The sequence below is a fragment of the Promicromonospora sp. CA-289599 genome, from assembly GCF_050936155.1.
Taxonomy (GTDB): Bacteria; Actinomycetota; Actinomycetes; order Actinomycetales; family Cellulomonadaceae; genus Promicromonospora.
On sequence record NZ_JBNJNI010000001.1, the window covers coordinates 304,918 to 319,411 of the forward strand.

11 protein-coding genes are annotated in these 14,494 nt (G+C 73.1%); 2 read left to right on the top strand and 9 right to left on the bottom strand.

Annotation, left to right across the window (positions count from 1 at the left end):
* Nucleotides 1-136: 136 nt before the first annotated feature.
* Nucleotides 137-2,665, bottom strand: coding sequence for a tetratricopeptide repeat protein (locus tag ACQEVI_RS01330; protein WP_432893878.1), 2,529 nt, complete (start codon nt 2,663-2,665; stop codon nt 137-139).
* A gap of 65 nt (nt 2,666-2,730) precedes the next feature.
* The gene (locus ACQEVI_RS01335) at nt 2,731-4,932 is read right to left on the bottom strand and encodes a DEAD/DEAH box helicase (protein WP_432893880.1); all 2,202 of its coding nucleotides are present in this window, start codon (nt 4,930-4,932) and stop codon (nt 2,731-2,733) included.
* A 63-nt stretch (nt 4,933-4,995) separates the two neighbouring features.
* Between ACQEVI_RS01335 and ACQEVI_RS01340 the strand changes: the two genes are divergently transcribed.
* A complete protein-coding gene (locus ACQEVI_RS01340; protein WP_432893882.1) occupies nt 4,996-5,652 on the top strand; it encodes an MSMEG_1061 family FMN-dependent PPOX-type flavoprotein in 657 nt (218 codons plus the stop codon).
* Here the strand turns inward: ACQEVI_RS01340 and ACQEVI_RS01345 are convergent.
* The 3 genes from ACQEVI_RS01345 to dxs form a co-directional block, all read right to left on the bottom strand.
* Nucleotides 5,643-6,326: a GNAT family N-acetyltransferase gene (locus ACQEVI_RS01345; protein ID WP_432893884.1), complete on the bottom strand. Its 684-nt coding sequence runs from the start codon at nt 6,324-6,326 to the stop codon at nt 5,643-5,645. The two genes, ACQEVI_RS01340 and ACQEVI_RS01345, sit on opposite strands and share 10 nt — an antisense overlap.
* A 110-nt stretch (nt 6,327-6,436) precedes the next feature.
* The gene (locus ACQEVI_RS01350) at nt 6,437-7,528 is read right to left on the bottom strand and encodes a carboxylate-amine ligase (RefSeq protein WP_432893886.1); all 1,092 of its coding nucleotides are present in this window, start codon (nt 7,526-7,528) and stop codon (nt 6,437-6,439) included.
* A gap of 67 nt (nt 7,529-7,595) precedes the next feature.
* Complete coding sequence (dxs, locus tag ACQEVI_RS01355; protein WP_432893888.1) at nt 7,596-9,476, bottom strand: 1-deoxy-D-xylulose-5-phosphate synthase; 1,881 nt, start codon at nt 9,474-9,476, stop codon at nt 7,596-7,598.
* Between the two features lie 184 nt (nt 9,477-9,660).
* Here dxs and ACQEVI_RS01360 point away from each other — a divergent pair, with 184 nt between their 5' ends.
* Nucleotides 9,661-11,112 carry a GuaB1 family IMP dehydrogenase-related protein gene (locus ACQEVI_RS01360; RefSeq protein ID WP_432893890.1) on the top strand — a complete coding sequence of 484 codons (1,452 nt, stop codon included), beginning with the start codon at nt 9,661-9,663 and terminating at the stop codon, nt 11,110-11,112.
* A 6-nt stretch (nt 11,113-11,118) separates the two neighbouring features.
* Here ACQEVI_RS01360 and ACQEVI_RS01365 read toward each other — a convergent pair whose 3' ends face one another.
* From ACQEVI_RS01365 to ACQEVI_RS01380, 4 genes are all read right to left on the bottom strand, one after another.
* Nucleotides 11,119-11,421, bottom strand: a complete 303-nt coding sequence (locus ACQEVI_RS01365) for a helix-turn-helix domain-containing protein (RefSeq protein WP_432893892.1) — start codon at nt 11,419-11,421, stop codon at nt 11,119-11,121.
* Complete coding sequence (locus ACQEVI_RS01370) at nt 11,418-11,795, bottom strand: type II toxin-antitoxin system RelE/ParE family toxin (protein WP_432893894.1); 378 nt, start codon at nt 11,793-11,795, stop codon at nt 11,418-11,420. Before ACQEVI_RS01370 ends, ACQEVI_RS01365 begins: the two co-directional genes overlap by 4 nt.
* 81 nt (nt 11,796-11,876) lie before the next feature.
* On the bottom strand, nt 11,877-13,931 hold the full coding sequence (locus ACQEVI_RS01375; protein ID WP_432893897.1) for a HelD family protein: 2,055 nt from the start codon (nt 13,929-13,931) through the stop codon (nt 11,877-11,879).
* 89 nt (nt 13,932-14,020) lie between these two features.
* A complete protein-coding gene (locus ACQEVI_RS01380; protein WP_432893899.1) occupies nt 14,021-14,449 on the bottom strand; it encodes a DUF1801 domain-containing protein in 429 nt (142 codons plus the stop codon).
* Nucleotides 14,450-14,494 lie beyond the last annotated feature (45 nt).

The window sequence follows — 14,494 nt, forward strand, 5'->3', positions numbered from 1 at the left end:
CTGGACCACCCCCAGGATTCGCGCACACGACCTGGTGTATCAACCTGATTTTAAGGCAACGAATCAGTCAAGTCTAGTTAAATACCAGAACATCGGTTTCGCCTGACAACTGCCGGAAGCGCGCCGCGGCACGGCCTCAGGCCGCCGGGAACCCGCCCAGCTCCTCGGCCTCGTCCCGGGCCTGCCGCGCCTCGTCGAACCGACCCTGGTCGTGCAGCGCGAGCGCCAGCACGCGCAGTGCCGCCGCGAGGCCCGGCCGGTACTTGGGCGTGTTCTCCGCGACGAGGTCCCGCAGGAGTGCCACCGCCTCGCTCGCGGGTGCCACCGCCTCGTCACCGAGCTTGAGGACGGCGAAGATCGTGCTCAGGTTGGTCAGCGACCGCGCCAGCCGGGGACGGTAGCGGTGCGGGTCGGTGCCGACCAGCTCACGCCAGGTCCTGGTCGCCTCGCGCTCCGCGTTGAGCGCGTCCTGCGGACGGTCCAGCCTCGAGTGGGTGACGCCGAGGGCGGACAGCGCCTCGGCGAGCTCCGGCACGTACCGGCAGGGGTTGTCGGCGGCGAGCCGCCGCTGCACCCCGACCGCCTCCTGCTGCAGCTCGAGGCCCTCGGCCCGCCTGCCGAGGCCCGACAGCTGCGTACCCAGCGCCTGGAGCGAGTGCGCGAGATCCGCGAGGTATCGGCCCGGGTTCTCCTCGGCGGTCCGGCGCCGGATCTCCACCGCCTCCTCGAGGTACCGCAGCGACTCCGCGGTCCTGCCCTGGTCCGTGAGCACGCTGCCCATGACCTCGAGCGAGTCGCCGAGACCCGACAGGTGCTCGTCGGGATCGGCGTGGGCCAGGCGCCGGCGGATCTCCAGGGACTCCTCGGCCGCCGGCAACGCCTCAGCACCCCTGTCGAGCTCCAGCAGCCGACGAGCCATGTTCATCAGGGACAGGGCCAGCGCCCGCGTGAACCGGTCGGGGTTGCGGCCCGACAGCCCGCGCCAGAGCTCCACCGCCTCGCGGCTCGGCGCGAGCGCGGACAACGGCTTCCCCAGCTCCGCCAACGTGACGGCGAGGTTCGACACCGCCGTCGTCAGGTCGAGCGCGACCACACCAGGGTGGTCTGCGTCGACGAGCCGGAGCAGACCGACCGCCTCCTCCTCGCAGCGCAGCGCGTCCTGCGGCCGCCCATGGTCGGACAAGGTCGCACCCAGGTTCGCGAGCACAGCGGCCAGGCGCGGCCGGAACCGGTGCGGGTCCTGCTCCACGAGATCCCGGAACAAGGCCACGGCCTGCCGCTCGTACCGTTCGGCGTCGGCGGACCGGCCCACCTCGCCGAGCGCCACCCCGACGTCCCGCAGCGCCTCGGCGCGGCGCGCGCGGTCGCCGTCGGGAGTGGCGGCGAGGGTGCGCAGCGTGAGCTCGGCCCGCAGCTCGCCCAGCGCGAGCGACGGGTGCGGGAGCGCTCCGGAGACGGTCCGCAACAGGTGGCCGTCCTCCGGGAGCGCGGCGAGGGCCGCCCCGAGCTGGTCGAGCGCGTCGCTCAGGCCCTCGGACCGCCTGTCGAGCCGCTCCACGACCATGTCGGCGGTGCGCAGGGCGGCCCGCCTGACCGACGGCGCCGCCGCTCCCGCCAGGCACACCCCGAGCAGCTGGGGCGTGTCGGTGAGCTCGCCGAGCAGGTGCGGGTCGACCAGGCGGCGGGGCAGCGCCCGGTGCGGGTCCAGCCGCACCAGCCACCGCCCGATGTCGGCCTCCGCACCCGGGCGCACCCCTGGTACGACGTCCGCGACCCGCCGCACGAGGTTCTCCGCGGCGTCCGCGGTGCGCACGCCGGTGAGCGTCGCGGCGGCGACCAGGGAGTCGATGGCCTCGGGCAGGAACCCGGCCTCGCCGAGCAGCCCAGCTTCCTCGGCCGAGCGGAACCAGGTCCAGCGCTCGTGCTCGAGCAGCTCGTCGAGGGCGTCGGACACATCGACCGGCAGCGCGTCCCGTGGGCCGCGCACCTGCGTCCGCATGACGGCGCAGAGCGCCGCCGCGTGCAGGTCGAGCATGCGGACACCACCGGGCACCGACCCGACGGCCACCCGCGGCACGGGGACCCCGAGGGCCTCCGCGTACGGCTCCACGAACGCCGTGACGAGCCGCGCGTCCACCTGTCCGGGAAGCACCTGGGCAGGCAGATCGTCACCGGCGCGCGCCGGTTCGAGCAGCGCCCGGACCGCCAGCCCCGGCGCGGTCAGCCGGTTGAACCACGGACCGACGCCGCGCGCGACCAGCAGGATCCGGAGCGCGCCGTTGCGGCCCCGTGCGGCCGCCCGCACGAGCTCCGCGAGCGCCGGCCCGCGCGTCTCGGCGTCGTCGATCACCAGGAGTGCGGGGGCGCCGTCGGGGACGGTGGGCAGGGCCGCGGGTTCTGCGCCGTCCGGCACGTCGAGGCAGGTCCAGCCGGCGTGCGCCATCCGGTGTGCTGCCTCGCGGGCCAGCCGGGTCTTTCCGACGCCGCGCGGGCCGGTGACCAGCCGGACCGCTACCGCCTCCGGGCCCGTGCACCAGTCGAGGAGCGCCGCGAGCTCGGCGGTCCGCCCCACGAAGGGCACGATGCGTCGTGCCGGCGCGAGCAGCCTTCCGGGCGACAGGGGATACGTGACCGTCGCGCCTGGTGGTGACGTCAGGATGGACACGACGTCAGTGAACCCCAATCCCGTTCGGACCGGATATCACACCCACATGGGTGGCCGAGGCTCGCTCATGGTGTGCGGCTCAGGCGCTCTTTCTCCTCGGCGAGGATGGTCCGCGACAGCGAGGTCTCGGACGGCGGCGCGACGTCCACGGCCGACGGCGACGCGTCGGTGATCTCGGACTGGCGGGCGAACTCCTCGAACAGCGCGGACTTGGAACCGAGGATCTCCATCATCCGCTGGTCCACCGACTGCTCGACCAGGAGCCGGTGCACCTGCACGGTGCGGGTCTGGCCCATGCGGTGGGCGCGGGCGACGGCCTGCGCCTCGATCGTGGGCTTGACCTGCGGCTCGCAGAAGATGACCACGCTCGCGGCCTGCACGTTCAGCCCTACTCCCCCGGCGGTGATCTGGCTGACCAGCACCGACGGTCCGCCCGGTTCGGAGAGCGCGTCCACCATGGTCTGCCGGTCGGGGACGGGCACCGATCCGGTCAGCGGGCCGACCGCCAGGTCGCCGAGCAGGTCCATGACCTGTTCCAGGACCGACAGGAAGTAGGAGAAGACGATGACGCGGCGGCCGCCGTCGACCGCCTCGGTGACGAGCTCGCGCAGGCGGACCAGCTTCGCGGACTCGTCGGCGTCGGACACCGCGAACGCGGCCCGCCGCATCGCCATGAAGTTGCCCGCGAGCACGGCGTCGCGGTAGGCGGCGCCGTCGACCGGGCCGAACTGCTCCCACTCCTCGACCTGCACCATCTCGGGCAGCTCGGTGAGCACGTCCTCCTGGTTACGACGCAGGTAGGCGGGCGCGACGATCCGGCGGAACGCCCTGGCGCCGGACAGGTCGGCGTTGGGGTCGAGCTGTGCCGCGACCTCGGGCTGCAGGTAGCCGACCATGTTCTTGAACTCGGCGACCTTGTTCTCCATCGGTGTGCCGGACAGGAACAGGACGCGGTCGGAGCGGTCGGCCCAGCGCCGCACCTCGCGGCCGCGGATGGTCTCGGGGTTCTTCACGTAGTGCGCCTCGTCCACGACCATGAGGGCCGGTCGGAGGTCGTACGGGAGGTCGAGCCTGCCGAGCACCTCGAACGTCGTGATCGCGACGCCGCCGTGCTCCAGCCAGTCGGCGGCGGTCTGCTCCCGGTCGTTGCCGTGCATCACCACGGCCGTCAGGTCGGAGTGCTGCTCCACCTCGCGCTTCCAGTTCGTGACGACGCTCGCCGGGCAGACCACCAGCACGTGCGTGCCGCCGGTGGCCACGAGGTGCGCGGCCACGGCTATCGACTGCATGGTCTTGCCGAGGCCCATCTCGTCGCCGAGGATCGTCCGGCGCTGCACCAGGGCGTACTTGGCGCCGAACTGCTGGTAGCCACGCAGGTTGGCGCGCAGCAGCGTGCGGTCGAGGGGTTGCGCCTCGACCCGTCGCACGACGTCGGCGGGCAGGCCGCCCTCGGCCGCCTCGTGGTCGTCGCCCAGGTCCACGACCTGCGACAGCAGCCCGTAGTACTCGGCAGACCGGGCCTCGAAGTCCGCCCACACCTCCGCGCCCTCCGGCGGCTGCCCGACGGCGGCGCGCACCGCCCGCGCATCGTCCGTCAGCCGGGCGGCGCTCACGTGCTCGTCGAGCGCGGAGACCGCCGCGAAAGCGGCCGCCTTGCGGTCGGCGGGCGCCACGAGGCGCCGCCAGAGGCTCGTGGCGAGGCCTGCGGGCTCCAGCTGTTCCGGCACGACGGCGGCCACGCGGCGCGCCTCGTCCAGGTGCCGGTGCCGCGCGTCGGTCGCCAGACCGAACGCGTACAGGGTCTGGACGAGGACCGTGGCGTACGGGTCGTCGGGGTCGACGTCGATGCGGAACCGCAGGTCGGTGTCGACATCGGAGGCCAGCTCGCGGGCCGCCGAGGTGGCGAGCTTGGCCGTCCCGGCGCCGATGCCTGCCTCGACGAGCCGGTCGGTCCCCGCGACGAGCACCTGGGTGACGTGCGTGAAGCCGGCCTTCTCCAGGACCGCGACCCGCAGCTTCTTGCGCCGGTCCTCCAGGGCCGTGACGCCGACCGCGCGCAGGACGGCGTGGACGCGCACCTCGCGGGTCGCCGTGTAGGCGTCGCGGACGCGCTCGCGCAGGCCGACGTCAGCGGTGGTGAGCAGCCGGGCGTCGTCGAGCACGTTGTGCGCCTGCTCCACGATGCGGCGGGCCGCTCGCGCCTTCCACGGTCGGGGCGGTCCGGCTGGGGCAGCCGGTGGGCTGGGGAGGGTCGTCTGCTCGGTCATGGCGCTGCGAGCGTACCCGGATGGTCTGACATGCCCCATTTGCACCGGGTCTATCTTGGGAGCATGACGAACGAGCAGAGCAGCCGGCCGAGCAGGTTCGGTGGAAGCACCGTCACCACCGTCGAAGAGCTCCGCGAGATCATCCCGCCGCCTCTCGGCCCGGCCGCGGGCAAGGTGCGCGGCGCACTGCACGACCTGGACCGGCAGTGGCTCGAGGCCGCGCCCCTGTGCCTGGTCGCGACGTCGGACGCCGACGGCAACCTGGACGTCTCCCCCAAGGGCGACCCGGCGGGCTCGCTGGTGCGCATCCTGGACGAGCGCACGATCGCCATCCCGGAGCGTCCGGGCAACCGGCGCACCGACGGGTTCCTCAACGTGCTGGCCAACCCGCACGTGGGACTCATCTTCGTGATCCCCGGCCGGGGCGACACGCTGCGGATCAACGGCTCGGCCCGCATAGTGCGCGACGCGCCGTACCTCGCAGGCCTCCAGGTGCGCCACAACCTCCCGGTGCTCGCGCTCGAGGTCGACATCGAAGAGGTCTTCCACCACTGCTCCAAGGCGTTCCTGCGCTCCAGGACGTGGGACCCCGAGACCTGGGACCTGGAGACGGTGCCCCGCCGCGCCGTCATCGCGCACACCCTGGAGCGTCCGGAACAGACCCTCGCGCAGGTCGAGGCGCACTACGGCCCCCAGTACACGGAGACGATCTACGGCTGACCGACGGGCTGCGGCTCGGGATCCATCTTCAGCGTCGCCCGCACCGGCGCGATGCCCTCCAGCGTCACGTCCGGCCGGTGCACGTCCGGGCGCTCGTCCCACATCTCGCGGGTCATCCGGTACCGGTTCTCCGTGGCCGCCTCGCCCTTCCTGTCGACCACGCCGACGCCGTTCGGCGCGTAGCCGAGCGACCGGGTCACCCCGTTGGACTCCGGGTTGTCGTCGAACGCCTCGGTCCGCGCGTCGACGGCGTCGAAGCCGTGGAACAGCAGGTGCAGCGCCATCAGCCGCATCCGCTTGCCGATGCCCTGGCCGTGGTGCACGAGGCCGAGCCACGAGCCGGTCCCCGCGGACCGGGTCACGCCGAAGTCCGTGGCGTTCACGCTCTGGACGCCGATCGGCTCGCCGTCCCGGAACACCGCGAGCTCCAGCGCCCACGCGTCCGGCGAGAGCTTGCCGCGCGCCGACCAGTGGTACTGCAGGATATTCCGGCGCACCACATCCGGCTCGCCGACGTTCCACGGGAAGACGAACGGGCTCCGCTCGGGCGGATGGACACCGGCCACGGCGACGTCAGCCAGGCGGAACAGCTCGGCGTCGTCGGGCAGGCGCAGCTCGAGGTCGCCGCAGGCGACGCGGAGGCCGAAGGGCGGGAAGGCACTGGCGAGGTCCATGCGCAGACGGTTCCAGGTCCCGACCAAGGCGGGCAATCTGAATTCCCGGCTGCGGGACCCGGGAGGCGAGGTACACCCCTGTGGTGGTGCCGGGAACTACTGGTGAGCTCTCACTCCAGGGTCGCGTCCGCCGCGCGCCGGGCGACCGCGCCGAGGTCGCCGTCCGCCTCGACCGCCCAGGCACGCTGGCGTGCCGCGCCGTTTCCACGCGACCAGAGCGTGCCCAGCAGCTCGGTGACCGTGTCGAGGTCGCCCATGTCCTGCAGTGCCTCGCGGACGTGGTCCACCAGCGCGCCGACGACGTCGTGCGCGGGGGCCGGCCGCCAGGTCCGCGGGTCGACGAGCTCGCCGGACAGGCCGGACCGTCCCGCCCGCCAGAGCGCGGTGCGCAGGATCTCGACGGGGACGTCGGATGCGGGCGAGTCCGCCGCGCGCGCGGCAGTCTCCACGAGCCCGCGGGCCAGCGCGGCCAGCAGCGTCGCCGTGTCCGCCGACAGGCACACGTCGGCCACCCGGATCTCCACGGTCGGGTAGCGCGCCGACAGACGGGCGTCGAAGTAGACCATTCCCTGGTCCAGGATCGTGCCCGTCGCGACCAGGCCGTCCACCGCGGCGTGGTAAGCCTCCGGCGTGCCGAACACGCGCGTCGGGCCGGCCGTGGGCCAGCGGGACCAGACCTGCGAACGGAAGCTCGCGTACCCGGAGTCGTCGCCCATCCAGTAGGGCGAGTTCGCGGACAGCGCCAGCAGCGGGGCCAGCCAGGGCCCGATGCGGTCGAGCACCGCGACGCCCTCGACGTCGCCGGCCACGCCGACGTGCACGTGACAGCCGCTGGTGAGCTGCTCCCGGGCGGTCAGCCCGAACGCGGCGCGCGCCGCCTGATACCGGAGCTTGCCGACCGTCGTTCCGGCGAACGCCAGGGGCGAGGTGCCGAGCGCCGCGACACGCGCGTCGTGGCGCTCGGCAGCCGTCTGGGCGCCGGCCCTGCCCTCCCGGATCGCGGCGGCGATCTCCTCCAGCGTCGTGCGGGGCGGGGTAGCTGTCTCGATCTGCTCTTCCATGAACTCGTGCTCGAGCGGCCCGTCGGCCGGCTCCGCGCTCCCGAGCACGTCCTGGGCGCGCGCGATGGGCGACCCGTCGTGCCCGACGAGCATGAGCTCTTCCTCGACGCCGACAGTCCGCTTTGTCCCTGTGCCAGTCACGAGGGAAGTCTCACACGCCTCGGTCGCGCCCAGTACCACCCGCAGCCCCTGGCGGTCCGGCCCGCCGTCACAGCCTCGCGAGCGCCGCGAGTGCGTCGCGCGTGGCGTCGGCAGCGGTCATGCGCTGTGCCCTGACGATGTGGTCACGGCTCGCGTGGTCGAGGAACGCCACCGGCAGGCCCACGTGCACCTGCGGTGACCCGATGCCCTGCTCGCCGGCACGCTGCGCGAGCATGTCGCCCACACCGCCGTCGACGACGCCGTCCTCCAGCGTGACCACGACGTCGTGCTCGCCGCACAGCTTGACCAGGTTCTCCGGGACGGGCAGCACCCACGTCGGGGACGCGACGGTGACCGCCAGGCCGTGCGCCGCGAGCGCCTCGCCGGTGTCCATGGCGGAGCCGGCCATCGAGCCCACGCCGACCACGAGCACCCGTCGGGCGTCCCCACCCACCGGGGAGAACCGCCCCACGACGTCCACCCCGTCGAGCTCCTCGATCGCCGGGATGTCGTCGCCCACGGCGCCCTTGGGGTACCGGACCACGGTGGGCGCGTCGTCGACGTCGACGGCCGCACGCAGCGCGCCACGGAGCGTCGTCTCGTCGCGGGGCGCGGCCAGCCGCAGGCCGGGCACGATGCGCAGCATCGCCATGTCCCACATGCCGTTGTGGCTGGCGCCGTCTTCGCCGGTGATGCCGGCCCGGTCGAGGACGAAGGTGACGCCCGCCTTGTGCAGGGCGACGTCCATGAGGACCTGGTCGAACGCCCGGTTCAGGAACGTCGCGTACACGGCGACGACGGGGTGCAGGCCGGCGAACGCCATGCCGGCGGCCGAGGTCACCGCGTGCTGCTCCGCGATGCCGACGTCGAAGGTGCGCTCCGGGAACTGCTCCTGGAACGGCGCGAGCCCGACGGGGTGCAGCATGGCGGCGGTGATGGCGACGACGTCGGGCCGGCGGCGGCCGATCTTCACGATCTCGTCGGCGAAGACCTTGGTCCAGCCGAACCGGCTGGCCGCGACGGGCAGCCCGGTCTCGGGGTGGATGACGCCGACGGCGTGGAACCGGTCGGCGATGTCCTCCTCGGCGGGCTTGTACCCGCGGCCCTTCTCGGTGATGGCGTGCACGATCACGGGGCGGCCGTAGGCCTTGGCGCGGCCGAGCGCGCGCTCCAGCGCCTCTTCGTCGTGTCCGTCGACGGGGCCGATGTACTTGATGCCGAGGTCCTCGAACAGGCCCTGCGGCGCGACGACGTCCTTGAGGCCCTTCTTCAGGCCGTGCAGCCAGCGCCAGGCGAAGCGTCCGGGGGCGCCCGAGCGGTGCAGCGCCCGGGTGCCCCAGCTGAGGACGGCCTCGTAGCCGCCGGAGGTGCGCAGCGTGTCGAGGTGGTTCGCGAGCCCGCCGATGGTCGGCGAGTAGGACCGGCCGTTGTCGTTGACGACGATCACGAGCCTGCGGTCCCGGCTCTCGGCGATGTTGTTCAGCGCCTCCCAGGCCATGCCGCCCGTCAGTGCGCCGTCGCCGATGACCGCCACCACGTGGTCGTCCTTGCCGCGTACCTGGTTGGCCTTGGCGATGCCGTCCGCCCAGGAGAGCGCGGTGGAGGCGTGGGAGTTCTCGACGATGTCGTGGGGCGACTCGGCGCGGCTCGGGTAGCCCGACATGCCGCCGCGCTTGCGCAGCTCCGAGAAGTCCTGGCGGCCCGTCAGCAGCTTGTGCACGTAGGCCTGGTGGCCGGTGTCGAACACTATGGAGTCACGCGGCGAGTCGAAGACCCGGTGCATGGCGATGGTCAGCTCGACGACGCCCAGGTTCGGGCCGAGGTGACCGCCCGTCCGCGAGACGCTCTCGACGAGGAACCGACGGATCTCCTCCGCGAGCTCCGGCATCTGGCCGGGCGTCATCGCCCGGACGTCCTCGGGCGAACGTATGTCGCTCAGCAGGCCCATGCTCGTCCTTTCGTCATGCCCCTCAGCAGGGGAATCGGGGCCCCACTCTAAGGGTCGCCGACCACTCCACTGTGCCACGGGACCGCTGCCTACCTCGCCTGTCTCCTGCCTGTCTCCGATACCTCCACAACGATGTGGCCGGACTCATAGGCACAGCGGGCAGAAGACCATACTCTTGGTGAACGTGCGATTCCTCCCCGAGCAGAGCCCGGCCACCGACCTCACCTACGGTGACGTCTTCCTCGTCCCGTCCCGCTCGGACGTCACGTCGCGGTTCGACGTCGACCTCGCGTCCGACGACGGCACCGGCACCACGATCCCCGTCGTCGTCGCGAACATGACCGCTGTGGCGGGCCGCCGCATGGCGGAGACCGTCGCCCGGCGCGGCGGGATCGCGATCATCCCGCAGGACGTCCCCGCCGACATCGTGGCGAGCGTCGTCGCCGACGTGAAGGCCAAGGACCCCGTCATCGAGACGCCGGTCGTCGTCTCCCCGCACGACACCGTGCACAGCGTGCTGACCCTGCTCGGCAAGCGTTCGCACGGCGCCGCCGTCGTCGTCGAGGACGACCGGCCCGTCGGTGTCGTGACCGAGTCGGACTGCGCGGACGTCGACCGGTTCACCCGCGTCTCCGAGGTCATGTCCGCCGAACCGCGTCTGCTGGACGCCGCCCTCCTGGACACCGCGGGCGGGCTGGAGGCCGCGTTCGACGTGCTGCACGCCGCGCGCCTCGATCTGGCGCCGGTGGTGCGTGACGGGCGCCTCGCGGGGATCCTCACCCGCAAGGGCGCGCTGCGCTCGTCGATCTACTCCCCCGCCCTCGACGCGTCCGGCGCCCTGCGCATCGGGGCCGCCGTGGGCATCAACGGCGACGTCGCCGCGAAGGCCAAGGACCTGCTCGCGGCAGGTGTGGACGTGCTGGTCGTGGACACGGCGCACGGCCACCAGACCAAGATGCTCGCCGCCCTGGAGGCGGTCCGGTCCGTCGACCCGAGGGTGCCGGTGGTGGCGGGGAACGTCGTCACCGCCGAGGGTGTGCGCGACCTCGTGGCGGCGGGCGCCGACATCCTCAAGGTCGGCGTGGGCCCGGGCGCGATGTGCACCACGCGCATGCAGACCGGCGTCGGCCGGCCGCAGTTCTCCGCGGTGCTGGAGTGCGCGGCCGCGGCACGCGAGCTCGGCAAGCACGTCTGGGCCGACGGCGGTGTGCGCCACCCCCGCGACGTCGCCCTGGCGCTGGCCGCGGGCGCGTCGCAGGTGATGGTGGGCTCCTGGTTCGCCGGGACGTACGAGTCGCCGGGCGACCTGAAGTCCGACGGCGCCGGCCGGCTCTACAAGGACTCGTTCGGCATGGCCTCGGCGCGCGCGGTCGCGGCCCGCAACTCGGGTGCGGGGACCGCGTTCGCGCGCGCCCGCAAGGCGCTCTACGAGGAGGGCATCTCCACCGGCAAGATGTACCTCGACCCGGCCCGGCCGGGCGTCGAGGACCTGCTGGACGAGATCACGTCCGGCCTGCGGTCCTCGTGCACGTATGCGGGCGCGCGCTCGCTCACCGAGTTCTCGGAGCGCGCGGTGGTGGGCATCCAGTCGGCCGCCGGCTACCAGGAGGGCCTCCCGGTCCCGACGAGCTGGTGAGCCCCGTCAGGCCGCGCTGATCTCCACCCGCAGGTCTTGGTCCAGCGCTCGAGCGATGCGGAAGAGCGTGGGCACCGTCGGCACCTGAGCCCCGTTCTCGATGCTGGATATCACGGGCTGGCTCGTACCGACGCGTCGGGCCAGTTCCGTCTGGGACAGCCCCGCGCCGGTCCGCGCTTTGTACACGAGCTCCGCCAGCCGGAGCTTGAGTTCGGCCTCCTGCCCGGCGAGGTCGTACTCGGCACGTTCATCGGGCGTCATTGCCGCAAGCGACTCCGCCTGCAGCTCACGCCAGGACGTCGTCCTCATGAGCTAGCACGTCCCTTCTTCTTGGTTGCCTTCTCCACGTCCGCGGCCCTCCTGAGTTCCTCCGCACGGGCAGCTTGCGCTCGCCGCGCGCGGAGGACTTCTCCGCGCTCGTTCTGCTTCTGCTTACGGAACGTGGTCAAAGTGACCGCACGACGCTGAGGTTCGAACACGTAGGTGATCCGACGGGCAACGTTCTCACAGGTGAACCGCAACTCGTAGAGACCGTCTCCGAGGGGTCGGGAATGAGGCATCCTCAGCTGATTGTCGACGGACTCGAGCCGGGTCGCGATCCGATCCACGGCAGCCTTGCCGGCGGGCGTCAGGCCGAGGTACCACTCCCGCACCTCCTCGGAAAAGTCAACGGTCCATAGCATCCATCGAATATACGATACACCCGATACGCCTGCCTGCGGAGGTGCGACTCGGCCAGGCGTCGCAGCGCCCGGACACGTTGTTCACGCCTCCACGATGACGAGGCGACGGGTGGGGCGGGTGAGCGCGACGTAGAGGTCGCGCTCGCCGCCCGGCCTGGCGTTCCGGATACCCTCCGGGTCGGCCACGACCACGGCGTCGAACTCCAGGCCGCGCACCTGGGAGACGGGCACCACGCGGACCCCCGTGCCGTCCAGCGCCTCCGCGATACCGGCGACCGCGGCGTCAGCGGCCACGACGGCGACGAGCGCCTCCGGGTCGGACTCCGCCTCGGCTCGCGCCTCCGCGACGACGGTAGGCACCAGGTCGCCGTCCGCCGTCACCCGGCGCGGCTCGTCCCCGTTGCGCACCGCCACGGCGGGGGCCTGGTGCGGGGCGATCTGCGCGAGCAGCGGCGCCGCCGCGGCCAGGACCTCGGCGGTGGTGCGGTAGCAGACGGTCAGGGTGCGCACGTCCGCACGCCTGGCCAGGTCGCTGCCCAGCGCGTGCGCCCAGGACGCCGCACCGGTGGCCGGACCGGCCTGGGCGAGGTCGCCGACCACCGTCATCGACCGGCCGGGGCAGCGGCGCAGCACCGAACGCCACTGCATGGGCGTCAGCTCCTGCGCCTCGTCCACCACCACGTGCCCGTACGTCCGGGCGGGCGGGCCGTTGAGCAGGTGCTCCGCCTCGTCGAGCAGCGGCAGGTGGGCCGCGGTCCAGGTGCCCTCGGGGGCGCCTGCGACGGTGAGCTCCGGGCGCTGGTCCAGCACGTCGAGGACGACGTCCGCCGCCTCGAGCCGCGGCCAGGCGGCCTCGACCGCCCGCTCGAGCGCGAGGTCGTCGGCGAGCTCGGCCCGCAGGGCACCGGGGTCGAGCTCGGCCACCGCGGCGGCGTGCCCGAAGGCGCCGCCCTCGTCCGGGCCGAACCCGAGCCGCTCGAGATCCTTCGCCGCCGCCTTGTCGACGTTCACGCCGCCGGTCAGCACCTCGATGTCCTCGTCCAGCCTGGCGAGCATGACCCGGGCGCGCGCCTGCACCTCGTCGGACACGAAGTCCACGACGAGGTCCTTGAACAGCGACCGGGCCTGGTTGTGCGGCAGGCCGGCGCCGCCGGCGGTCGCCCGGGCCTCGGCCAGCGCACGGGTGTCCATGGTGATCGCGTCGCCGTCGACCAGCACGGTCAGCGTGCCCTCGGAGGCCTGGTAGCCGCGGACCGTCTCGGCCAGCTCGTCGGCCAGCCGCACGTCGCCCGCGGCGCGGCGCAGCTCGTGGCCCGCCGCCGGGGCCGCGTCGACGTCCACACCGAGGGCGTCGGCGACGAGGCGGTCGACGGTGCTCATGGCCACGTCGTTCTCGCCGAGCGACGGCAGCACCTCGGCGATGTAGTCGAGGAAGCGCGAGTTCGGGCCCAGCACGAGCACGCCGTCGGCCCGGGCCTCGTCGAAGCCCGCCAGGACGTAGGCGGCGCGGTGCAGGGCGACCACCGTCTTGCCCGTGCCCGGGCCACCCTCCACGACGGTGACGCCGCGGTGCGCGGAACGGATGATCGCGTCCTGCTCGGCCTGCAGCGTGGACACGACGTCGCGCATCCGGCCGGTGCGCCGGGCGCCGATGGCCTCCAGCAGCGGCCCGTCCCCGACGAGGTCCTCCGGGCCGGGCTCCGCGCCGTCCAGGAGCTCGTCGCTCACGCGGGTGACCTTGCGGCCCTCCAGTCGCAGGTGCCTGCGCCGGTGCAGCCCCATGGTGTGCGCGGCGGTGGCGGCGTAGAAGGGGCGAGCGGCGTCGGCGCGCCAGTCGACGAGCAGCTGGTCGTCGCCGTCGCTCAGGCCTGTGCGCCCGATGTGCAGGGTGCGGCCGTCGGCGTGGTCGATCCGGCCGAAGCAGAGGTGGTGCTCGGCGGAGGCCAGCGTGCGCGCCCGGCGGCCCAGCATGCGGACGCGCACCTCGCGGGTGAACGCCTCCTCCGGGTCGGTCGACGACGCGCGTACGGCCTCGTCGAGGTCCGCGGTGACCCTGGCGACCTCACCGTCCAGCCTGGCGTACATGGCGTCGACGTGATCCTGCTCGGCGGACTGCTCGATCTGGCGTTGCTGCACCGGGTCTCCTTCGTGTTGGCCTGGGGGTCAACGCGGACCGTTCGCAGAACGTTCCCCGGGTCGCACCGCACCCGGGCGTGCCGCCCGGCTCAGGATTCCGCTGCCCGCTGCCCGAACGTCCCGTCGGTGACCGTCGCCCAGGAGCGGCGCACGATCTCCTCGAGCACCGCGAGATCGACCCGGTCGAGGTCCTTCAGGTACAGGCAGCCGACGCCGGTGGTGTGCGGGCCGAGCCCGGCCAGCAGCTCCTCGTGCGCACCGACGCCGTCCGCCAGGTACACCGTGCTGGCCGCCTTGCGGGGCGCGAACCCCGCGGCGGGCGCGTGCCCGGAGCGGCCGCTCGGGTACTCGTACCGGTACTCGCCGAACCCGACGATCGAGGTGCCGAACATGCGCGGCCGCTCACCCGTGACGCGTTCCAGGAGATCGCGCAGGGTCAGGGCATCGCGACGGCGCACCGCGGGCGTCACCGCGTCGAGGTAGGCGGCGGGATCGTCGTCGGTCCAGGTGGTGGCCATGCTCCAGTATGGGCACACCGGTACCGTTGACCGCCCGCCCGCTCC

What these genes read in the sequence shown, in the direction of transcription:
- ACQEVI_RS01335 (WP_432893880.1), bottom strand. Translation starts at nt 4,932, where the DNA reads ATGACCGAGCAGACGACCCTCCCCAGCCCACCGGCTGCCCCAGCCGGA.
- ACQEVI_RS01340 (WP_432893882.1), top strand. Translation starts at nt 4,996, where the DNA reads ATGACGAACGAGCAGAGCAGCCGGCCGAGCAGGTTCGGTGGAAGCACC.
- ACQEVI_RS01345 (WP_432893884.1), bottom strand. Translation starts at nt 6,326, where the DNA reads ATGGACCTCGCCAGTGCCTTCCCGCCCTTCGGCCTCCGCGTCGCCTGC.
- dxs (WP_432893888.1), bottom strand. Translation starts at nt 9,476, where the DNA reads ATGGGCCTGCTGAGCGACATACGTTCGCCCGAGGACGTCCGGGCGATG.
- ACQEVI_RS01365 (WP_432893892.1), bottom strand. Translation starts at nt 11,421, where the DNA reads ATGAGGACGACGTCCTGGCGTGAGCTGCAGGCGGAGTCGCTTGCGGCA.
- ACQEVI_RS01370 (WP_432893894.1), bottom strand. Translation starts at nt 11,795, where the DNA reads ATGCTATGGACCGTTGACTTTTCCGAGGAGGTGCGGGAGTGGTACCTC.
- ACQEVI_RS01380 (WP_432893899.1), bottom strand. Translation starts at nt 14,449, where the DNA reads ATGGCCACCACCTGGACCGACGACGATCCCGCCGCCTACCTCGACGCG.